The following is a 20,337-nucleotide window of genomic DNA, read 5'->3' as shown; positions in this document are numbered from 1 at the left end:
TGCCACATGTACTTTGACAGTGACAGCCTTTAATCAAGATGTTGTTTATTGAGCTTCCTGTAATATTGTCAAGGCCTGCTGTGCATATTCTTTGGCCTTTTCTAAGGCTTCCCTTGCCTTTTGTTGGTTGTGGAAGCCTGTACTATTCTCAACAAAAACAAAGTCCCAACGATATTGTGCTTTTCGATGCAGCTCTCTGAGCTGCTTAATTTCTGATTCATTTAGTCTTTGTTCTTCCAATGCCGTGGCAAAATTATTAATTAGCTGTACCAAAAGATCGCTCACTTCTACTTCTAAGTCGTGAATTTCCTTTTGTATTTCCTGGGTCATGGCCACTATTGCCTCAGCATCGTCTCCATGGCAGCTTCCACAGGATTCTATCACGGTTTTTAACGGACTCTTAGCCCAATGGGACTTATAGGATTCACCATTTTCCACCACCACAGGCATGTGACAGTCTGCACAGGATAACCCCAAGCTGTCATGGATACTGCCGGTATACATTTCGAATTCCGGGTGCTGAACCTTAATCAAGGGTGTTCCAGTACGGGGGTGAGTCCAGTCGCTAAAGTCCAGCTCATCATAATAGGCTTCAATTTCATCAATTTCAATTCCCTGATCCCAGGGCAGCACCACAGCCTTTGTATCGGGATCTAAGTAATATTCCACATGACACTGGGCACAGGCGTTGGTACCGGGCTTTGGCTCCTGTTCCAGCAGCTTGATTCCTTCTTGATAATGGGGTGAAGTCACTTGAATACCTCTGCCGGGGTCATTTCGATGGCAGTTATAGCAGCTGATGGCATGGTCAACCACCTGGGATGTTTCTTGAAAATCCATGGCAAAAAGGGCTTCCCCATTTTTAACATATAGCTTTTCATAATCGGCCGTCTTACAAGCCAGACAGGAAGCTCCTGGCTTGGGCCTTGAAGTATTAATCACATCCTCCAAAGAATAATAGTGACCTCTTGCAATATAATACTCCTTTGCAAAGCCCATTCCTTCATATAAAGTAGCAATATTGGGATATTTCTCTAAATAATCGATAGGATGCAGCCCCCCCAGCTCTGTATCCTCAACCTTTTGATCCTGTAGACGGGAGGTTTTGATAAAGGATTCATATATTAAAGGAAATTCCTCTTTCCAGCTCTCAGCTGACAAAATCATCTCTTCCGGAGCCGGAACCTTTTCTCCTTCCTCCTGCCCAATGTCTTCACCCGGTGCCTCTCTTCTGCACCCGCTTATTAACAGACACATTAGAATGATTAATATCATGGCTCTTCTTTTGAAGCGTTGCACTGGCAACAACCCTTTCTATAATAGTGTTATTACTTATTATTCCAACTCTTAAAAAAACTATAACTCCAAAGGGATAAAATAAAGCTCGTCACAAGAAATCAAGATTACTAAGCCTATTTACCCAATAAACAACATATATATTAACAATGAAAATTTAGGAGGTGCTACATGACCGTTATACCATTTCAGCCTAATAATCCAACTCCAGAGGATCGATACAAATTGCTTGAATTTGTTCTTGATTTAAGTGGGCGCCCTGAAGATTTAAAAAATATTATTTCTTTGCTTAGTCCCCCACCCGATATTACAACCATATTACCGCCTGGCTCCTGTAAATACATTCGTGTAGGGATTTTAGGGGGAGGGCTGGCAGGCTTGTCTGCGGCCTTTGAATTAAGAAAGCTGGGCTTTGACATCACCCTATTTGAAGCGGAGGAAGAACGGATAGGCGGGCGAGTCTATACCCACTATTTTGATGAGTCAAAGGAACTATACGGCGAATTGGGAGCCATGCGTTTTCCAGTAAGCCATGAAAGCACCTGGCACTATATTGATCTTTTCAAGCTGAACACCAGGCCCTTTATTCAAACCAACGAAAATGCCTTTCGATATGTTAGAAGTATTCGGGTTAGAAATCGACCTGAAGAGGTTCAGCAGTACATTTACCCGGTTTTTAATATGACCCCCGAGGAACGGGCTACCTTGTGGCCTGAACTGCAGGCTCAGGTTTTTGATCGCTTTTTGCTGGAGATGTCACCTGAGGTCAGAAAGGAAATTTTGCAGGTAAAATCCCTTTATGCAGCGCAAATTCTGGAAGCAGACTACTATAATGTTAGACAATTTATGCAGAAGCAGGGCTTAAGTGATGGAGCAATTGAAATGCTCAGTAGTGTTGACCCCTTTATGGGTGCCTATTTGAATCAGAGTTCCTTTGAAATATTACACGAGCTATATCCGGCCAGTTTTTCCTTTCTTTATGAAATACCAGGAGGAATGGTTAATCTGCCTTTGGCATTTTATCATTCCCTATTAAATCCCAGGCCCCTAGAATATGCTGACGAGACTGACCCTGACGACCTTGGATACATCCGTTGGAAGCCTGGACACGTGGTTACCGGATTAAGTCAATTCCACCAAGGGGGCCCCGTAACCGTACATTATAAGCAAAAAGGCCTGGCATTAAACCAGGAGGAAACCTTTGATTTCATCATTTGTGCCCTTCCCTTTTCCAATGTAAGGATGCTGGAGTTGAACCCTATTTTCAGCAGTAACAAAATGCAGGCAATCCGGATGCTAAATTATTCTCCATCACAAAAAACGATTATGCTCTGTAAAAAACGTTTCTGGGAGGAGGGCCCTCCTGACAGGCGTATTGTTGGAGGCGGTTCGGCTACAGATATGGTCCTTAATACCCTTTGGTACCCATCTAATCAAGGTATCTTTATCTGCGATCAGGAGTTAAATCGAAAATACGGCTGCTTTGAATCGCCCCCCTGTATATGGGATCTACGGCCTGGCGCCGACCCAAATTTACCTGGAGTCTTGATTGCCAGCTATAATTGGACTCAGGATGCCCTTCGCCTTGGAAATTATTCTGAACCTTACCGCTTCGAGCTGGTCAAACGCCAGGTAGAGGCAGTTCATGGGTTACCGGTGGGGTATCTTGATGAAATTGTATTGGATTATCGAACACTGTCCTGGAGCAACCACCCCTGGGCCCTGGGTGGATTTGCCTTTTATAATCCCCAGCAAAAGAGGCTGTTCTCTAAGGTAGCTACTGAACCAGAATATGATAACAGGGTATTTTTTGCCGGCGAACATGTTTCGGTATCCAGGGCATGGCAGCAGGGATCCCTTCAAACAGGTATGCTTGCAGCTAATGAGCTGGCCCTTGCCTGCCATAAGTACATTGAAAAAGCAGCCCAGGAATAAGGGCTGCTTTTATAATCTAAGTTCACTTAATAGTAATTCAATTAAAAGAGAACATTCCATATATAGGTTTCAACAGAATCGTCCTTCCTATCTTTAAAGAAAGACTTTATTTAAGATGAATCACTGTTATCAGGTACTACTGCATATGATAAAATACGTCAGATGGGTTTGATTGGAGGGGGAAGGAAATGGCAGATTTTAGTAAAGAACTATTGACATTACTATCTACTGACTTATTTTTAAATCTTATGAAATCGGGGAGTATTAAGTTAACCCAGATTTATACCCTTCAAACCCTATTAATCAAAGCAGATATTCCCTTTGATTTCCAATATTCCCCCGGTACCCGAAGGATCGCTCCTGGAGCAGAGCTGACCATCCATATCCGCCCTGGTGTTCGACTACAGTTTACAATTTCCTTTGATGGGGGCGGAACCATTTTTGATATTATAAACTAGGTTAACTTCATTCGATATTAACCAAAATTGTAACGGGGCAATGGTCACTACCCATGACATGGTCATGTATTTCTACATCCTTCAGCCGGTCCTTTAGTCTTTCAGAAATAATAAAATAATCTATTCTCCAACCTACATTCCGCTCTCGAGCCCTACCTAAATATGACCACCAGGTATAGGCTCCCTCAAGGTCAGGATAAAGACTTCGAAAGCTATCGATAAAACCATTCTCAAGAAGTGTGGTCATTTTAGCCCTCTCTTCATCGGTAAAGCCTGCACTTTTTTTGTTGGTTTTGGGGTTTTTCAGGTCAATTTCCTGATGGGCCACATTTAGGTCTCCACAAAGTATGACCGGTTTTTTTCCATCCAATTGCTTAAGATAATCACGAAACATATCCTCCCAGGTCATACGATAATCCAGTCTGGCCAGTCCCCGTTGACTGTTGGGGATATAGGCATTAACTAAATAGAAGGATTCAAATTCCAAAGTAATTACCCTTCCCTCCTGATCATGGGCTTCAATTCCCACACCATACTGAACCGAAAGGGGTTTTTTCTTTGTAAATACAGCAGTTCCGGAGTATCCCTTTTTAACTGCATAGTTCCAATAGTCATAATAGCCCTCCAGGCTTAAATCCAGTTGCCCATCCTGGAGCTTTGTCTCTTGAATACAGAAAATATCTGCATCTACCTCTTTTAAATAATCCATAAAACCCTTTCCAATACATGCCCTAAGGCCGTTAACATTCCATGAAACTATCTTCATAAGTTATCCTCCACTTAAGTTGATTATGATTTTACATAATATTCCAATCATTTCCTCGGAAATACAGAGACTCCTGTCTATTGTCTATTCTATCATAAAGTTAATTCTATGGAAAATATTTATCCCTTTAGTCAAAAGCCCACAAAAAATCCAACACCAAAGGTATTGGATATACAATTATGTTTTATTGAAAACTAGCTATTCAGTGCTTCTTCCAGCTGATCTAGCTTGCCTCCAATTTCCCTTAATTCCTTAGTTAGTTCCTCAAGCAAAAGAAGGTTTTTCTTCTCTTGCCTACTTTTTTCCATTGCCTTTACCTTTAAATTCTTTATACCGTAGGGATCATTAAAATATGCCATTTTTTATAACGCCTCCTATTTTTATTTATTATTATTAAATAATTATTATCCATAAAGTAAATTACCCTACTTTATTTCCTTTAAACAAAAAATTGATCCATCATTGTTATTTTTAATATAAGGGCTTGAAAATAAAAAACAATGCTATTCTAATTTCTCAACATCTCGATCTTCATAGTATATCTATCCTTCTTGAAGCTTTATTTAGACTAGGCATATCATCACTACATACTTCTTCGTCTCTGGATCATACTACTGGAACCGTATTTGACTTAGCCACTCATCCTTAGGCGGTATTGCAGGAAAGTTGGTTATTTTTTGTTTTGTTAGTGGGCCTAATAGAAGCAGCATTAGAGGAATGATAGCGCAAACGTGCGGCAGGTTACCTCAAGTCTATTTCTTCTGTAAAATATTGATTTAAACTGAATAATGGGATGCCTCTTCATAGTGGCATCCCATTTCTGATTCTTATTTCTGCTACCTTTATAAAATTTTTGTTTCAAAATCAATGCTCTTACAGTTATTAAAGGCTTTAAACCTTTCAAGACACCCTCGTATGTCCTCATTGTAGAGGCTACAATCTTTAATATCCTCTTCAAACCACAGATTTTTCACTATAAGCGCCTTTTCTTTTTTACGATTGATTACCTCTATCCTTCCAATAAATCTTTCTCCGTGTAGAACCGGTAATACATAATATCCAAATTTTCTTTGGTGAATCGGTGTGTAAATTTCCCATTTATAATCAAAGTCGAAAATTTTGCTTATTAGCCTTCTATCCCATAACAAGTTATCCAGTGGTGCTATAAACTCTGTTCTTTTCAAGAATTTTCGGTTTTCTAGAACCATATCAAGCAAATGCTTGTCCTGTATTAAACAATAAAATGGCTCTTTAATGCTTTCAATCTCAACCTTCATTATTTTATTATTGTTAAATAATCTTTTAAAGGTATTGCTGCGCTCCATTGCCTTTAAACCATCAATGCCCAGCAAAGCGTCTGAAGGCTTATCCCAAAACATTCCGACTGCTCCGATTCTTCTAGCAATCCACCAATCCAGATGCTGCTCTCGTGTTTTATTCGGGTCTGGCTCCTTTAAAATTTCCGGAGCAATATACTCGTCTGCATACGAATAATATTTAATAGTCCCTTTTTTATGGTGTAATATCAGGACTCCTCTGAAATAAAGTGTCTCTAATGCTGCCCTCGCCAATGTAGTCCGGCTCCATGACCAATCAACCTTGTTTCTCAAATCGATGTCCTTTGATGATACACAACCCTTTTCTTTAACAATTTTTATTATTTCGTCAGCTACCTTATTCACTTCTTCTCTACTTCTGGTTGCCTTTGCATAATGTGCCCTATGGCGTGAAAAGTATTTCCAGTCATCAATACGAAATATAGACATATTTTTATCGAAATAGTCAATAAGTTTTCGATCTATGTATAAAAGCTTATATAGCATTTCCTTAGAAAACTCCTCAACCCTCGATTGTAGTACCAACTCAGCATTCTTTCCACAAACATCGATTGGATCAAATTGAATACAGCCTACCTGTCTAATATAATCACTTACCCCTTCTTCTCCTGAAAATTTATAACCATCAATTAATCCATGCTTCAATAGCAGGAACTGACGTGCTTGTTTCTTAGTTAACACATAGCCTTGTCTCTCCTCCATTTCATTATCTCCCCTCTGTTTATCTTAAGACCCGTACGTTACCTTTCCTATTTTTTTTATCTATTAATTCCGCCTCTAGGAGAAACTTACCACTATTTTTCATACTTACTTTCATTCTAATAATTTCTCCTTTTTCATTCTATTTTACCATAAAGTAGTCCAATCAAATCATCCATCTATAATTATATCCTTAAAAACATCTTGCATTAAAGCTATAAAATGGTACCCTTCCACCAACTAATTCTAAGGGGTTAAGACTACACTAAAGGTCATTTTGCATTTTCACCAAAAAACAGAAAAACTCAAGGGCAATAACCCTTGAGTTTTCATATTGATATGTGAGCAAATCTATAAGCCGAGTTCTGTATTAAATGGTCATCTATCTAGGCCCACTGTTACCAGGGGGCTCAAGCAACCTACCACGGGACACGACGGGCAATCGCTTTTTTGTCCCTACTTGGTCTTGCTCCAGGTGGGGTTTACATAGCCAATCAGTCACCTGATTGCTGGTGAGCTCTTACCTCACCTTTCCACCCTTACCCACTTATGTGGGCGGTATCTCTCTGTTGCACTTTCCTTGGAGTCGCCTCCACTGGGGGTTACCCAGCACCCTGCCCTATGGAGCTCGGACTTTCCTCGTCCACAGCAAAGCTGTGTCCGCGACCATCTGACTTACTCACAATATGAACTTTTATAGCTTGAGTAATTATTTTAGCATAAAATTAATGATATGTCAAAATCCAATATTTGGTTTGTTATTTTTGATCCATCGCCAAATTTGCCAGGGCATCGGCTCTTTTGTTATGCTCCCGCCGCACATGCTGAATATCAAAGCTGTCAAACTTGTTGACCAGTGGCATGATCATCTGGTAGAGAGGAATCAACCCTTCATTCTTTACCTTATATTCGCCTTTAATTTGTTTCACCACCAGCTCACTGTCCAGATAGCAGATTACCTCTTTGAATCCCATATCGAGAGCAGCCTCCAGGGCCCTGCTCAAGGCTTTATATTCGGCAACATTATTGGTTTGCCTTCCAATAAATTGGCTAATTTCCCGAACCACTTCTCCTGCTTCATTTTCTATTACAATACCTATTCCGGCCTCTCCCGGGTTACCCCTGGCACCGCCATCGGTGTAAATTACTGCTTTCATCATCAATTTCCTCCATTCTTCTGTGCTCACCTATTATATCAGCAATGATTTGAATAATCAATTTTTTGTTTTTACTATAACCATTGAAATGGGTTAATATAGGTCTGGGATGGAAAAACCTTTACTTTTAGTTGATGAAGGGCTATTTTCTCTTTCAAATAATCTGTCATCCATTCCACAAAAAATGCTTCCGTTTCATAGTGGCCTGCATCAATAATATTGATTCCCAGCTCCAGGGCCATTTGGGCATCATGGTATTTTACATCACCTGTTATCAGACACTGGCAGCCTGCATCTGCGGCGGCTTTAATGTACTCTGCACCACTGCCGTTAACAATACATACCCGTTCAATCAAGCTATTCACATCACCGATTACCCTGACCCCTGGTATATTCAACTGGGATTTCACCGTTTCTACAAATAAATTTAACGAAACATGTTCCTTGAGTTTACCGATTCTGCCAATTCCCCATTGGGGTGTTTCCTTAATCAAGGGATAAAGATCATAGGCCACTTCCTCGTAGGGATGAGCCGTTATCATAGCATCCACCACAGCTTTCAATTGACCTCCGTCAACTATGGTTTCTATTTTAACCTCCTTTACTGCTTCCAGCTGATTTTCACTGCCAATAAAGGGGGAAGCCCCTTCAAGGGGTTTAAAGGTGCCTGTTCCTTCGCTTCTAAAGGAGCAATGGCTATAATTACCGATGTGGCCAGCACCAGCCTGAGCCATGGCAGCAGCCACCTTTTCTTCGTAGGCGTCAGGAACAAAAACTGCCAGCTTATAGTATTGTTTTTTCCCTGTAACCTCTAAAATTTGAATATCCTCTAGATCAAATTTCAAGGCAATCTGTTGATTTAACCCCTCTTCCACCACATCAATATTGGTATGGGCCGAATAGATGGCAATGTTATTCTCTATGGCTTTGTAAATTAATTTGCCCCTGGGATCATCCCGCCGGATCTTTTTCAGCGGTTTAAAAATAAAAGGATGATGAACGATAATAAGCTGTATGTCCTTATCGATTGCCTCCTCTAACACTGCTTCTGTTACTTCTAGGGCCACCATTACACGATCAGCTTGATCATTTAGGCCCCCCAACTGAAGCCCCACCTGATCCCACGATTCTGCCGCATGCTGGGGGGCCATTGATTCAATCAACGATACGATCTCTTTGATTGCTTGAGCCATAATAACACCTCCTGTAATTTTCTTAAACGTTCTTGGGTTTCCTCAAACTTGGTTTGTACCGCTGCATCTTTATTATTTTTCAACTGCAATAGAATATTTTCGGTAGATGCAATCTTTTTTTCGATAAATTCCTTCGCCAAGGAGGGCGGATTTTCCTTCAATTGAAAGCCTATTTCAAAATATATCTCATCGGCTACCGATTGTTGTCCTGCCTCGGCCACTATAATTTCATAGATTCGATGGTCCTCTTTAACCAGAAGGTCTTTTTGTATGCTAAACCCTGAGGAAACAAGATATCTTCGCAATACATCTCTTCCCTGCATGGGCTGTAATATTAATTTGCTTGTCGCAGCTACTGACCTGGAGGCCTCTATAATCTCTTGAATTAATATTCCCCCCATACCGGCTATAATAATTGTATCGGCCTCACCTGCTTCAATGGCCTCTAAACCATCGCTAAGTCTTGTCTCTATATAATTTGCCAAGTCATATTGCTGAATATTTTTTTCGGCAATTTCCAGGGGTTTGGAATTTACATCACAGGCGATTACGCGGGTGGCTATTTGATTTTGAATAAGGTAAATAGGAATATAGCCATGGTCAGTGCCAATATCAGCTACGCAACTGCCTTTTTTAACCTGTTGTGCTATTTTCTCTAGTCTAGGGGTTAATCTTACCTGCATACTTTTGGCTCCTTTATTGAAAAATAAATATACAAAATAAATTTAATTCCCCGGAGGCTGATTTTATGTCAAAGGATAAAAAGAGAAGGAAGGTTGTGCTTCCCCCAGAGGAATTTATTAAATTTCAGTGGGGCGGTCGTACCCAGGAATGGGAGGAAGAAGCTGATCAAAATATGCACAAGCTTCAGGACCAAATTGATTTAACTGAAAGTGATGATGAAAAAAAGAAGAAAATACAATACGCAAAGCAAAAACAGTATTGGTAATTGAAAACCCCTGGGTAACTTGGGTTGAAGTGCCGCCCTTTGCCGGCATTTCCTAAACCTATCATCCAGGGGTTTTTTATATAATGGGTTGCTTTAATTTAATCTATTCCAGATAATCCTTCAACTTCTTACTTCGACTGGGATGGCGCAGTTTTCTTAAGGCCTTGGCTTCAATCTGGCGGATCCGTTCCCTGGTGACATCGAATTTTTTTCCAACCTCCTCAAGGGTTCGGGCTCTTCCATCATCTAATCCAAATCTTAATCGAAGTACTTTTTGCTCCCTAGGTGTCAAGGTGTCTAACACCTCTATCAACTGTTCCTTTAATAATGAGAAGGCGGCTGCTTCAGCAGGGGCAGGAGCATCGTCATCAGGAATAAAGTCACCCAAATGGCTATCTTCTTCTTCACCAATGGGGGTTTCTAAAGAAACGGGCTCTTGAGCTATTTTTAATATTTCTCTTACCTTATCCTCTGAAAGATCCATTTCCTTTGCAATTTCATCAGGCTTTGGCTCCCGGCCCAATTCCTGAAGTAATTGTCTTGAAACCCTAATTAATTTGTTAATGGTCTCGACCATGTGTACGGGAATCCGAATGGTTCTGGCCTGATCGGCAATGGCTCGGGTGATGGCCTGTCTAATCCACCAGGTGGCGTAGGTACTGAATTTAAAGCCTTTGCGGAAATCAAACTTTTCAACGGCTTTAATGAGTCCAAGGTTACCCTCTTGAATTAAATCTAAGAACAGCATGCCACGACCTACATACCTTTTAGCAATACTGACAACAAGCCTTAGATTTGCCTCTACAAGGCGCTTTTTCGCCTCTTCGCTTCCGGCCTCCATTTTCTTAGCCAATTCAATTTCCTCGTCACCAGTTAATAATGGTACTTTACCAATTTCCTTTAAATACATTCTAACGGGATCATCAATGTTAATCCCTTTTAAAAGAGTAACATCATCCTCAATATTTTCTTCAATAACAATGTCAGGTTCCAGCTCATCGAGCTCAACTTCTTCAATTTCGATGTCATCCTTTTCACCTACCACGTCAATTCCCATGGAGGCAAGATGATCATATAATTCATCTATTTGATCTTTATCAATACTAATGTCTTCCAAGGCATCCATAATTTCTGTATAAGTGACCATCCCTCGTTTTTTGCCTTTTTCAATTAATTTCTTTACAGATTCCTTTTTTACTTCCTGTGATTCACTCATTATGTCCCCTCCCTTCCTTTTAAGCTATCGCCTCTTAAGCTCTGTATTAATTTTCATAATTTCCAAACCTATTTTAAGCAACTCCTTCTCAACCTCTTCCTTATTTAATTTTTTATCCTGAAGTAAAGTATTTTGCTTTTCTCTTAAGAGTTTTAGCTGATATAGACTTTTAAACCGCTTTAAATTATCTACATAGGCTTCCAATGTCTTATCTATATCTATATGATTAATATCTGTACTATAGATTTCATCTATTTCATTCTTTAAGTGGTCGAGCCCCTCAAGTGTAATTTCAGCCCCTTGGTGATATCGCTTTAGTATATGGTCTACAATTCTCTGATGGGCTTCCGTAGAAAAATCCTCCACCATTATTTTTGATAATACCTGTGCTAACACCTTTTCATTGGTGAGCATCGTTTTAATAAGCTGTTGCTCGGCAATAAGATGACCCTTTTGCTCAGCCAGAGGAACAGCATCTATATATTTATTATCTCTTTTGTTTCTAGAACTATACTTTTGTTTCGCATCCTGGGAGCCTTCAATTGAGCGCCCATATATTTCAAGCTGAAGGGCCTCTTTAGAAACACCTGTTTCCTTTTCAATTTTATCTATATAAACCTCCCTTTCAACCGGGCTCTTGATTTGCTTCAGCACCAAGGCTAAGGCTTTCACAAATTTTATTTTTCCCTCGGGAAGATTTAAATCAAATTTTCTTTTCGCTAAATTAATCTTATACTCTATTGGACTAATGGCCCTTTGGATTTGTTCCTCAAATTGATATTTCCCATATTGATTAATATAATCATCTGGGTCCATTTTATTGGGCAGTTCAATCATTTTTGAGCTTAGACCTGACTCCTGTAAAATGTCAATACTACGTAGAGCCGCCTTTTGACCAGCCTCATCACCATCAAAGCAAATAATTAATTCCTTGCAATATTTTTTTAAAATCGACGCATGTCCCTTTGTAAAGGATGTTCCCAGGGCAGCCACGGCGTTCTTTATACCATGCTGATGAAGGGCAATTACATCCATATATCCTTCCACCAGTAACAGCTGTTCATTCACAATATGCCTTCGTGCAAAATTTAGACCATAGATTGTATTACTTTTATTAAAAATTTCAGTTTCAGGAGAATTTAAATATTTAGGCAAGGATTGATCCAAGACCCTTCCACCAAAGCCAATTACATTTCCTCTTACATCAAAAATTGGAAAAATGATACGATTTCGAAAACGATCATAGTAATCTGTTTTTTCTTTATTGGGAAGTATAAGCCCACATTTTAGAAGATCCTCAGTTGAGTAGCCGGCTCCTGTCAAAAACCTGAATAATTCATTCCAGCTATTATAAGCATACCCCAAACCAAAGGCTTTAATTGTTTTAGCTGACAATCCCCTTTTGATAAGATAATTGAGTGCCGGGTTGTTGTGTTTGGTTAATTGATTAAAATAGAACTTACCTGCCTTATTGTGTATTTCGTGATAAAGCATTTTCTTTTGTAGCTCTTTTTTTAATTCATTTGTTGCATTTAGCCTCTCTAAAGGGATATTTGCCCTTTGGGCCAATAGTTTGATCGCCTCAACAAAATCAAGGTTCTCGATTTTCATAATGAATTGAATTACATCTCCCCCCTCACCACAGCCAAAGCATTTAAATGACTGTCGTTGACCATTAATTACGAAGGAAGGTGTTTTTTCACTATGAAAGGGACAGAGGGCCTTATAATTTGCCCCCATGGCTTTAATCTGAATGTATTGAGAAATTACTTCGGTAATTTCATTTTTTTCCTTTATTTCTTCAATAATTTCCTCTGGAAGAATGCTTCCCATGCTTACCACCTAATTTTTCTTACCTCTCATTCATTAATAAATTCTGTTTTTATTGTTAAACTCCTTCTAACAATTTTTTATTTCATAATGTTTTTCGATAAATTCCACCAAAGTCTTCTGAAAATGTTGATTATCCTTTTTCTTTCGCGCGGCAGGGCCTTTAATCTTCCTATTTTCCTTAAGGGCTTTCAAATGATAATATCGTTCCTCCAGCATCTGTTGAATCTGTTCGGCCCGATAAAATTCCCCCCAGGGATTCAAGGCATAGGCCCCCTTTCCCAACACCAGTGCTGCAAGGCCGATATCTGCAGTAATAACCAGATCATTTTCTTCTGTAACATTTACGATCGCCATATCTGCTGCTTGGTATTCATTATCGACAACAATTCGTTCCACAGTTTCTTCTGAATGAGAATAGTGACTAGTGCTATGGACTAGAATGACCTTTATTTTATACTTATTTCCACAATTAATAATAATTGATTTAACCGGGCAAGCATCGGCATCAACAATAATTTTCATCATTACATAACAATCCCTCTTTAAGACATGGTGAAGTTTATTCGACATAAATCTTCTTAATTCCTTCAATCCCTATAAAGAAAATCAATTCTGAAAATTGAATTAACTGCCACAGAAACTGCCATTTGGCCAGGGAATAAACTTTTCTTGAAAGAGTCGAATGGCGTAGGTATCTGTCAAAGAAGCAATAAAATCTGTCACAGTTTGGTTTTTTGATTCTTGCCCTTTCAAGTAAGCATATTCCCTGGGAATCTCTTCGGGGTGTCTACTATAATAGTCGTAAAGGGAAGAAACAATAAAAACAGCCTTTTCCTTCTCCTTTTCACAAAGCTCCCCGTAATAAACCTTACTAAACATAAAGCTTCTTAATTCATCCGTTATCTCTTGGAGCTGTCTGCTTTGATAGATTCCTGGTTCGTTTCCCCCTTTAAGCTGCTTTGAGGTTTCCTCAATCAGATCCAGGACAAAGGTATTAATTCGCTGACTATGGGAATCGCCTAAAACCTTAAGACAGATAGGCGGTATTTCTGATTCCTTTAATATACCTGCACTTAAACAATCCTGTATGTCATGGCACAAGTAGGTAATTCTATCAGTGATCTTAACCAGCCTTCCTTCCAGGGTGTAGGGCAGGGTAGAACCGGTGTGATTCAGTATGCCGTCTCGAACCTCCATAGTTAAATTCAATCCTTTACCTTCCCTTTCCAAGATATCCACTACCCTTAAGCTCTGTTCATTATGCTTAAAATGGCCTGTTATCCGGTTTAGTTCCTCTTCACCACTATGCCCGAAGCAGGTATGTCCTAAATCGTGCCCCAGGGCGATGGCCTCTACCAGGTCTTCATTCAAAGCTAAAGCCCTGGCTACGGTTCTGGCAATTTGACTTAGCTCAAGGGTATGACTCAGACGGGTTCTGAAAAAATCATCCTTAACGATAAACACCTGGGTTTTTTCCTTTAATGCCCGAAAGGATTTTGAGTGGATAATCCGGTCTCTATCTCGCTGATATGGGGTACGTATATGACACTCTGTTTCAGCCTTAATTCGTCCCCTGGAATGACTGCTCTTTTGAGCATACCTTGATAGCTGCTTCATTTCCAGGGCCTCTGTTATTTCCCTCAGCTTGCCGTTCATTCTTTTCCCTCACTTATTGGTTTCTTACTTACTTATTTATATACGATATAGAGTAAAAAAATCCTTTAACCGAAGGTTTTTTCTGTACTTCCTAATTTAAACAAATTTTAACCTTTTATACCTAAGATATTATTTACTTAAATGAAAGGCGAGATGCCATTTTGTAAAGTGAAACGCAATATTTGAAACCGACAACTGAATATTTGTAAACGAAACGCAGTTTTTGTACTCGAGAAGCCAGTTTTGAAAACAAAAAGCCACTATTGTAACCCAAATGCAGTTTGATTTTCCGAAAAATCTGGTGTATTATGGGTTAAAATGGGCATGCCAAACAGAGATCGACTCCCTCTCGATTTTTTTGTAATCGGAGAATCCACCCCTGTTTTATGGATTAAGCATGGATAGTTGGCAGCGCAGTACTTAGTTTCTAATGTTACTTTTTGAGAAGACTTTGTTTTAGCGTGATGTTATCGGCTGCAACCGGTGAACATCCGAGTTTATGCAAAACCTCTTCTCCGTGGTAGAAGCTGAACGTTTCGTATGGGCTACGATTGTTCAGCTTTTTTCTTTTGTAGGAATTGATATGATTCATCATCGTTGTGATGTCTTCCTGAACTAGGTGATTAAAGCTTGTCCCTTTAGGAAGCACTCTACGAATCAGGCAATGATTGACTTCAATAGCCCCCTTCTGGTGAGGACAACCGGCATCGCAGTAATAAATCCGTGTGCGCAAATCAGGCCCATACTCAATAGCCTTGGGATTGGAAAACTCACTACCATTGTCCGTAAGAATAACAGGAAACAGTTTTCGAAACGGTTCACGTCCGAGCCGTTGATCAAGGTCATTAAATATATCAATTACCGATTGAGAGGTATTGGATTCCCTCAGGAAAGCAAGCATCAGATTAGTTTCTACGAAATGTATTGTTAGTAGGCACTTACCACCCTGGGAACCAATTACAGTGTCCATTTGGACGATCGCAGTATCAGGATTATCGTCAATGAAGCTTTGGAACGCCTCGTAGTTGCGACCAATTCTGCAGCCCTTGTCTACTTTAAATTCCGGCTTTTTATATCGCTCGCGGAACTTTACTTTCCTGGGTAAATCAATATTGCGCACATCGAGCAAGCAGGCATCGATGTAGTTATAGATGGTTTTTTCACTACACATTATTTCATCTTGATGAGTAACATAAATCTGATGGATGGATTGTCCCTGCTTCACCAGCGGACTGATAATTGCATTAAGTCTGGCTATCTCTTCTTCGCTGACACACAGACCACTACGGGATTCAGAAATAATTTTATGAGCTTTAACATGAGCATGCTCCGCATGGTAGAGGTTTTTCATCAAAGTACACTTACTGATCTGCTCGCAGCCATTGCAGACGTAAGGTACCCGAAATCTTGCAGTACAGATTTCCTCAATGAAGTCAGGGCAGTTGTGGTTACACTTTTGACAGAGTTTGCAGTATGCTGCTGAAAGCCTCGAGCATTCCTTGCCGCAGAGCCTTTTCTTTCTACAGTTAATACGGTTTTTGCAAGCATTGTATGGAAACCCTGGATATCCAGTGGCTACTTCTGCAAGATGCTTACGGACTTCTCTGGAAATCGTTGTCGGATTCTTATGCAATCTCCGAGCAATTTCTTTAAATGATACACTCTCTTTTAGGTATTTTTGAAGGGTTAGCCTCTCTTCGTATGTAAAAAACTTAGACATATTTTACTCTCCTTTTTGCCGCCAACCCATTTAGAATATATGGCAGAGAAAAGGTTTGTAAATAAAAAGATTGGTTCAAGACCAATCTTTTGTAAGCCAGATTGCAACCACCTGGAATTTATTCATTTTATCGCTTTATATATTTTAATTTCAATTGAAAGGGTTGCATTTCGATTTGCAATTAAAGCTAAGATATTATTTTTTTCCCTTCCAGCACCTAACTGCTGGTTAAACAGTTAATAAATGCATCATTTTATAACCTTAATACCCTCATTTAATATTTTTATAGCAGGAAATCAAGGAAATAGGCACTGGCCATAATACGCTTACAACCACGGCCTTACCCTTTCAGGTTGCTATTATTTAGCATATGTTTCTTCGTGCATTAGCTTTCCAATCCTTTCAACATTAAAAGGACCGTTAAATATATGAAACGATCCTTCTATTATTAAAATATGAGTATATTTTCAATAAATGAGGGCTAGATTTATGTTGGCTATTTTCTTTTATTGGCTCCTTCCATAGCTGCTCCAATTGCAACGCCAACACCAATTCCCACTGCAATATTGTTAAGAAGCAAACCAAATACACAGCCCAATGCAATTCCAATTGCCAAGCCGCCACCTCTTTTCTTAGGGGCATTATCTTTATGATTCATAAAAACACCATCCTCTAAGTTTAGCTCCCTACTAGCATTGTCGAGGAAGCAACCCTATAATTCATTAATCAAATACCATCTACTGGAAACTGCAGCTACTTATATCTTCAGTAATTTAAGAATAGTTATTATCATTATACCTGATCACCTTTTTCAAGTCAAAAAGCTGTAATAAAAACCCTCGAGGTATATTTTTCCTTTATAAACCATCGATTATTACTTTCCTTTTATATAGTACAAAATATGGTAACGATTTTTATTCAATAAACACTGCGACGTCCGAAACCAATAAGCCCCAACCACGTTAATGCCGCTGTAATAGCCGTTAAGATAAGTAACGGCACAATTGATACTTCGTTGACAGGAATACTGTAATGGGCATAGGCAAAGGGGGTTAATTTCAGAACGGCCCATCCCACCACTCCGACCTCCCAGAGCATCTCGATGAGAATGAACCCGCCTAAGATCAGCCAGCTGAGGGCTGAAGCAATGCGTGGCAACCAGCCATAAAACAGGGCAGTAATGCCAATAAAAATCCAGACAGGAGGAATTTTGATCAGACTCATTGCTAATACACGAGGAAAATGACTTAATTCTCCTGTAGCTATACTCCATCCCAGGCCGGATGCCAAGCCGAGGACAAGCAGTATCAACATACTGCCTGCGAAAGCAACCACCAAATAGCTACCCATCCATTTGAACCGACTTACGGGTTTTGACAATATTATCTCGGCATAATGTTCTTTTTCTTCCTGCCATATGCTTTGTACCGTTGTGATGGCAAAGACGGATAAACCGCCCATCAGTCCTAAGATGTAAATTAAAATTGCCATGAAAGCTTCCTGATTACCTAACTTTACTATAGCAGTTGCCCATTCAGTATCCATATGGGCGAATGTGGAACTGATGGCTTCGGATATATTTGGAGTACCCATACCCATCATTCCTCCAAGACAAGCCATACCAATTGCCCAAACCAAAATACTGCCTCTACGCTGATGCCATGCAAGGGCCATGGGAGATTTAAGACGAGGAGAGGCATCTGCCGAACCTTCTTTCTGGTTGATAAACCCGGCACCCATGTCACGACGGCCCAGCAGTATATAGGAAAGCAGCATCGGCAAAGCAGAAAGCACGATAAAAGCCAGCAATGGCCAAAATTGATTTTCTCCAAAGGGAACGGTGATACGGAACCATGCTTCAGGGGCAAACCATGCCCAATAGGTAGCTCCGCCACCCATATTATTTACAACCATAGCTACCATGGTTAATCCATATACACCAAATACGGCTCCCCTTGCGCTGCCACTATGAACAAAAATCTGGGAGCATAATCCACCTACACCGGCAAAGATACATCCGGAAGCGACAAGGGTCAGTCCCGTCAGCAGGGAGCCACCCCCTGCAAAGCCGTTTCCCATCAAAAATATTGCAATCAAGAAGCCCGCCAGCAGACTTCCTCCACAGGAAAGGATCAGAGCTGCCGATAGATTAGCATATCTTCCTACCGATCTTCCGAGAATCAATTCGTTTCTTCCAGATGCCTCCTCTGAACGGGTATGACGTATCGTTGTAAGTGCTGCTCCCAACATAACTGTTATGGAAGCCTGTAAAAGACCTCGCCACAGGATAGCTCCTTCCATGCTTAAGGGAACAACAGGTCCAAGTAAGGTAGAGGTAAGAGGACTTTCGGACAATTCAGCTATAAACACTTGCCAATCTGGCATCACCTTGATAAAGGACATCTGTCCGGCAATCACCATCAAGGCAAGCAATATCCATATAGGCAGAATCATTCTGTCTCGACGCAGATAAAGCTTAAGCAGCTTGCCTGTACCTGTAAAATGATTTCCTTTCATGTTAGTTCAACTCCTCCTTTCCCCCAAGCTTGTCTCCGTAGTGACGCATAAACAGCTCCTCAAGTTTGGGAGGCTCCGCCATCAGAGACTTAATACCCATTGGCGCAAGGGCATTCATCACAGCCTCTATGTCATTGGCATCCACCGAAAATCGCCACTTTTCTTCTCTTCGTGATATATCGTGGACCCCTTGCAGCTGATTTAGGTCTACAGGTTTTGCAAGCTCAACGGTAACGGTTGTTCGGGTTAAATGCCGTAGTTCGGCAAGGGTACCGCATTCAACCATTTTCCCCTGGCGAATAATCCCGACTCTATCACAGAGTGCTTCTACCTCCGCAAGAATATGACTAGATAGAAAAACGGTTTTTCCCTGTTTCTTTACTTCTGCGATACATTCCTGAAAGACTAATTCCATTAATGGGTCAAGGCCGCTGGTAGGCTCATCTAAAATCAGCAGCTCAGCATCGGAGGCAAAGGCTGATATAAGGGCTACCTTTTGCCGATTTCCCTTGGAATAGCTGCGGCATTTTTTCTTGGGATTAAGCTGAAATCTGTCAAGCAGTTCCCTTCGGCGGGAAGAGTCAACCTTTCCCTGCAAACGTCCCAGAAAATCAATGACTTCTCCACCGGTTAAGTTGGGCCACAGAGTCACGTCTCCCGGTACATAGACAAGACGACGATGAAGTGTAACGGCATCATGCCAGGGATCACCTCCCAAAAGCTTGGCTTCTCCACCATCTTTACGAAGCAGCCCCAAAAGGATACGAATCGTAGTGGATTTTCCAGCACCATTGGGGCCAATAAAACCATAAACCTCCCCTTGCTTCACGGTAAGATCTAGACCTTGTAAAGCCGCCTGCCTGCCAAAGAACTTTTTAAGATTTCTCACCTCAATAACATTCATTACTTCTCCCTCCAATCAACTATAATAGGTTTTTCTCAGCTCATCCAGATAGCCATCAAATTCGATTCGTATTTGTTCAAAATCAAACTCTGGTGTATCGGTGTTTTTAAACTGCTCTAGTATTTGACCTGCATACCCACCTACAGCCCAATAAATTAATTGCTTAGCTTTTTCGATGTCCAGATGACTTCGAAAGTGTGACGTATCGATATCGCCATAAAATCGCTCAAAGCTAAAGCTTTCTATCTTCTTATGCCTTTTTTCCAGTTCATACTTAACCTCCTCAGAATTCGTCAAAACAACTACTCTAACAAAATCAAAAATCCATGGATTTTTTTGCATCACCTGAATTTTAAGTAGACATGCCTGTCTCAAGCGCTGAAAAATGTCCTTTTCATTCAGATCAATCTTGTTAAAATACTCTGTTTGCAAAAATTCCAGGCAATAGTCATAAAGAAATAGAAAAAAATCCTTTTTATTATTGACATAGTGAAACATTAGGGGCTTTGAAATACCAGATTCCCTGGCAATTACATTGGTTGAAGCTTCATCAAAGCCTTTTCGGGCAAATTCCTTTAATGCCGCATTTAAAATACTATTCCGCCTTTCAGGTGCTAAACTTAAAAATTTAGAAAACATAACAAAACCCTTTCTTATAATCAATTAATTGATTTCATTTACCTATTAGGTCAATAATATTA

General features: G+C 40.2%; 19 protein-coding genes and 1 other RNA gene. 3 read left to right on the top strand and 17 right to left on the bottom strand.

Annotated features, from left to right (window positions below):
* Positions 1 to 45: 45 nt before the first annotated feature.
* Positions 46 to 1,275, bottom strand: coding sequence for an ammonia-forming cytochrome c nitrite reductase subunit c552 (locus ACYQ1I_RS00815; protein WP_459761675.1), 1,230 nt, complete (start codon positions 1,273 to 1,275; stop codon positions 46 to 48).
* A 192-nt stretch (positions 1,276 to 1,467) separates the two neighbouring features.
* Between ACYQ1I_RS00815 and ACYQ1I_RS00810 the strand changes: the two genes are divergently transcribed.
* Together ACYQ1I_RS00810 and ACYQ1I_RS00805 are read left to right on the top strand one after the other, a co-directional pair.
* Entirely contained in the window at positions 1,468 to 3,231 is a 1,764-nt protein-coding gene (locus tag ACYQ1I_RS00810) for a flavin monoamine oxidase family protein (RefSeq protein WP_459761674.1), read from the top strand.
* A 188-nt stretch (positions 3,232 to 3,419) separates the two neighbouring features.
* Positions 3,420 to 3,689 (top strand): hypothetical protein, encoded by a 270-nt coding sequence (locus tag ACYQ1I_RS00805; protein WP_459761673.1) that lies wholly within the window; start codon positions 3,420 to 3,422, stop codon positions 3,687 to 3,689.
* 7 nt (positions 3,690 to 3,696) lie between these two features.
* Here the strand turns inward: ACYQ1I_RS00805 and ACYQ1I_RS00800 are convergent, their stop codons facing one another.
* The 7 genes from ACYQ1I_RS00800 to ACYQ1I_RS00770 all read right to left on the bottom strand — a co-directional run bounded on the left by ACYQ1I_RS00800 (position 3,697) and on the right by ACYQ1I_RS00770 (position 9,524).
* Positions 3,697 to 4,455, bottom strand: a complete 759-nt coding sequence (locus ACYQ1I_RS00800; protein ID WP_459761672.1) for an exodeoxyribonuclease III — start codon at positions 4,453 to 4,455, stop codon at positions 3,697 to 3,699.
* Between the two features lie 194 nt (positions 4,456 to 4,649).
* Positions 4,650 to 4,814 carry a hypothetical protein gene (locus ACYQ1I_RS00795; protein WP_459761671.1) on the bottom strand — a complete coding sequence of 55 codons (165 nt, stop codon included), beginning with the start codon at positions 4,812 to 4,814 and terminating at the stop codon, positions 4,650 to 4,652.
* Positions 4,815 to 5,297: 483 nt separating this feature from the next.
* Positions 5,298 to 6,494, bottom strand: a complete 1,197-nt coding sequence (locus ACYQ1I_RS00790; RefSeq protein ID WP_459761670.1) for a winged helix-turn-helix domain-containing protein — start codon at positions 6,492 to 6,494, stop codon at positions 5,298 to 5,300.
* A gap of 335 nt (positions 6,495 to 6,829) precedes the next feature.
* Positions 6,830 to 7,173: RNase P RNA component class A (gene rnpB / locus ACYQ1I_RS00785), an RNA gene on the bottom strand.
* 76 nt (positions 7,174 to 7,249) lie between these two features.
* Positions 7,250 to 7,648, bottom strand: a complete 399-nt coding sequence (locus ACYQ1I_RS00780; RefSeq protein ID WP_459761669.1) for a ribonuclease HI family protein — start codon at positions 7,646 to 7,648, stop codon at positions 7,250 to 7,252.
* Positions 7,649 to 7,722: 74 nt separating this feature from the next.
* A complete protein-coding gene (locus tag ACYQ1I_RS00775) occupies positions 7,723 to 8,841 on the bottom strand; it encodes a Nif3-like dinuclear metal center hexameric protein (protein ID WP_459761668.1) in 1,119 nt (372 codons plus the stop codon).
* On the bottom strand, positions 8,808 to 9,524 hold the full coding sequence (locus tag ACYQ1I_RS00770) for a tRNA (adenine(22)-N(1))-methyltransferase (RefSeq protein ID WP_459761667.1): 717 nt from the start codon (positions 9,522 to 9,524) through the stop codon (positions 8,808 to 8,810). Before ACYQ1I_RS00770 ends, ACYQ1I_RS00775 begins: the two co-directional genes overlap by 34 nt.
* Positions 9,525 to 9,589: 65 nt before the next feature.
* Between ACYQ1I_RS00770 and ACYQ1I_RS00765 the strand changes: the two genes are divergently transcribed.
* Positions 9,590 to 9,790: a hypothetical protein gene (locus ACYQ1I_RS00765; protein ID WP_459761666.1), complete on the top strand. Its 201-nt coding sequence runs from the start codon at positions 9,590 to 9,592 to the stop codon at positions 9,788 to 9,790.
* Positions 9,791 to 9,893: 103 nt separating this feature from the next.
* Here the strand turns inward: ACYQ1I_RS00765 and rpoD are convergent, their stop codons facing one another.
* From rpoD to ACYQ1I_RS00720, 9 genes are all read right to left on the bottom strand, one after another.
* Positions 9,894 to 11,006 (bottom strand): RNA polymerase sigma factor RpoD, encoded by a 1,113-nt coding sequence (rpoD, locus tag ACYQ1I_RS00760; protein ID WP_459761665.1) that lies wholly within the window; start codon positions 11,004 to 11,006, stop codon positions 9,894 to 9,896.
* 24 nt (positions 11,007 to 11,030) lie between these two features.
* On the bottom strand, positions 11,031 to 12,839 hold the full coding sequence (gene dnaG, locus ACYQ1I_RS00755; RefSeq protein ID WP_459761664.1) for a DNA primase: 1,809 nt from the start codon (positions 12,837 to 12,839) through the stop codon (positions 11,031 to 11,033).
* A 66-nt stretch (positions 12,840 to 12,905) separates the two neighbouring features.
* Positions 12,906 to 13,364 carry a YaiI/YqxD family protein gene (locus ACYQ1I_RS00750; RefSeq protein WP_459761663.1) on the bottom strand — a complete coding sequence of 153 codons (459 nt, stop codon included), beginning with the start codon at positions 13,362 to 13,364 and terminating at the stop codon, positions 12,906 to 12,908.
* A gap of 99 nt (positions 13,365 to 13,463) precedes the next feature.
* Entirely contained in the window at positions 13,464 to 14,495 is a 1,032-nt protein-coding gene (locus ACYQ1I_RS00745) for a deoxyguanosinetriphosphate triphosphohydrolase (RefSeq protein WP_459761662.1), read from the bottom strand.
* A gap of 433 nt (positions 14,496 to 14,928) precedes the next feature.
* Positions 14,929 to 16,215, bottom strand: coding sequence for an IS30 family transposase (locus ACYQ1I_RS00740; RefSeq protein WP_459761661.1), 1,287 nt, complete (start codon positions 16,213 to 16,215; stop codon positions 14,929 to 14,931).
* Between the two features lie 496 nt (positions 16,216 to 16,711).
* On the bottom strand, positions 16,712 to 16,873 hold the full coding sequence (locus ACYQ1I_RS00735; RefSeq protein WP_459761660.1) for a glycine zipper domain-containing protein: 162 nt from the start codon (positions 16,871 to 16,873) through the stop codon (positions 16,712 to 16,714).
* Positions 16,874 to 17,133: 260 nt separating this feature from the next.
* Positions 17,134 to 18,732, bottom strand: coding sequence for an ABC transporter permease (locus ACYQ1I_RS00730; RefSeq protein WP_459761659.1), 1,599 nt, complete (start codon positions 18,730 to 18,732; stop codon positions 17,134 to 17,136).
* Position 18,733: 1 nt separating this feature from the next.
* Positions 18,734 to 19,636 carry an ABC transporter ATP-binding protein gene (locus tag ACYQ1I_RS00725; RefSeq protein WP_459761658.1) on the bottom strand — a complete coding sequence of 301 codons (903 nt, stop codon included), beginning with the start codon at positions 19,634 to 19,636 and terminating at the stop codon, positions 18,734 to 18,736.
* A gap of 15 nt (positions 19,637 to 19,651) precedes the next feature.
* Positions 19,652 to 20,275, bottom strand: a complete 624-nt coding sequence (locus ACYQ1I_RS00720) for a TetR/AcrR family transcriptional regulator (protein ID WP_459761657.1) — start codon at positions 20,273 to 20,275, stop codon at positions 19,652 to 19,654.
* Between the last annotated feature and the right edge of the window lie 62 nt (positions 20,276 to 20,337).

It is taken from the genome of Alkaliphilus crotonatoxidans (assembly GCF_054658015.1).
The sequence above is the reverse complement of the archived record's forward strand: the minus strand, read 5'-3'. Positions and strand labels throughout refer to the sequence as shown.

Excerpts from the sequence above, each read along its gene's own strand:
- ACYQ1I_RS00815 (WP_459761675.1), bottom strand. The coding sequence starts at position 1,275 with ATGATATTAATCATTCTAATGTGTCTGTTAATAAGCGGGTGCAGAAGA.
- ACYQ1I_RS00810 (WP_459761674.1), top strand. The coding sequence starts at position 1,468 with ATGACCGTTATACCATTTCAGCCTAATAATCCAACTCCAGAGGATCGA.
- ACYQ1I_RS00805 (WP_459761673.1), top strand. The coding sequence starts at position 3,420 with ATGGCAGATTTTAGTAAAGAACTATTGACATTACTATCTACTGACTTA.
- ACYQ1I_RS00800 (WP_459761672.1), bottom strand. The coding sequence starts at position 4,455 with ATGAAGATAGTTTCATGGAATGTTAACGGCCTTAGGGCATGTATTGGA.
- ACYQ1I_RS00795 (WP_459761671.1), bottom strand. The coding sequence starts at position 4,814 with ATGGCATATTTTAATGATCCCTACGGTATAAAGAATTTAAAGGTAAAG.
- ACYQ1I_RS00790 (WP_459761670.1), bottom strand. The coding sequence starts at position 6,494 with ATGGAGGAGAGACAAGGCTATGTGTTAACTAAGAAACAAGCACGTCAG.
- ACYQ1I_RS00780 (WP_459761669.1), bottom strand. The coding sequence starts at position 7,648 with ATGAAAGCAGTAATTTACACCGATGGCGGTGCCAGGGGTAACCCGGGA.
- ACYQ1I_RS00775 (WP_459761668.1), bottom strand. The coding sequence starts at position 8,841 with ATGGCTCAAGCAATCAAAGAGATCGTATCGTTGATTGAATCAATGGCC.
- ACYQ1I_RS00770 (WP_459761667.1), bottom strand. The coding sequence starts at position 9,524 with ATGCAGGTAAGATTAACCCCTAGACTAGAGAAAATAGCACAACAGGTT.
- ACYQ1I_RS00765 (WP_459761666.1), top strand. The coding sequence starts at position 9,590 with ATGTCAAAGGATAAAAAGAGAAGGAAGGTTGTGCTTCCCCCAGAGGAA.
- rpoD (WP_459761665.1), bottom strand. The coding sequence starts at position 11,006 with ATGAGTGAATCACAGGAAGTAAAAAAGGAATCTGTAAAGAAATTAATT.
- dnaG (WP_459761664.1), bottom strand. The coding sequence starts at position 12,839 with ATGGGAAGCATTCTTCCAGAGGAAATTATTGAAGAAATAAAGGAAAAA.
- ACYQ1I_RS00750 (WP_459761663.1), bottom strand. The coding sequence starts at position 13,364 with ATGATGAAAATTATTGTTGATGCCGATGCTTGCCCGGTTAAATCAATT.
- ACYQ1I_RS00745 (WP_459761662.1), bottom strand. The coding sequence starts at position 14,495 with ATGAACGGCAAGCTGAGGGAAATAACAGAGGCCCTGGAAATGAAGCAG.
- ACYQ1I_RS00740 (WP_459761661.1), bottom strand. The coding sequence starts at position 16,215 with ATGTCTAAGTTTTTTACATACGAAGAGAGGCTAACCCTTCAAAAATAC.
- ACYQ1I_RS00735 (WP_459761660.1), bottom strand. The coding sequence starts at position 16,873 with ATGAATCATAAAGATAATGCCCCTAAGAAAAGAGGTGGCGGCTTGGCA.
- ACYQ1I_RS00730 (WP_459761659.1), bottom strand. The coding sequence starts at position 18,732 with ATGAAAGGAAATCATTTTACAGGTACAGGCAAGCTGCTTAAGCTTTAT.
- ACYQ1I_RS00725 (WP_459761658.1), bottom strand. The coding sequence starts at position 19,636 with ATGAATGTTATTGAGGTGAGAAATCTTAAAAAGTTCTTTGGCAGGCAG.
- ACYQ1I_RS00720 (WP_459761657.1), bottom strand. The coding sequence starts at position 20,275 with ATGTTTTCTAAATTTTTAAGTTTAGCACCTGAAAGGCGGAATAGTATT.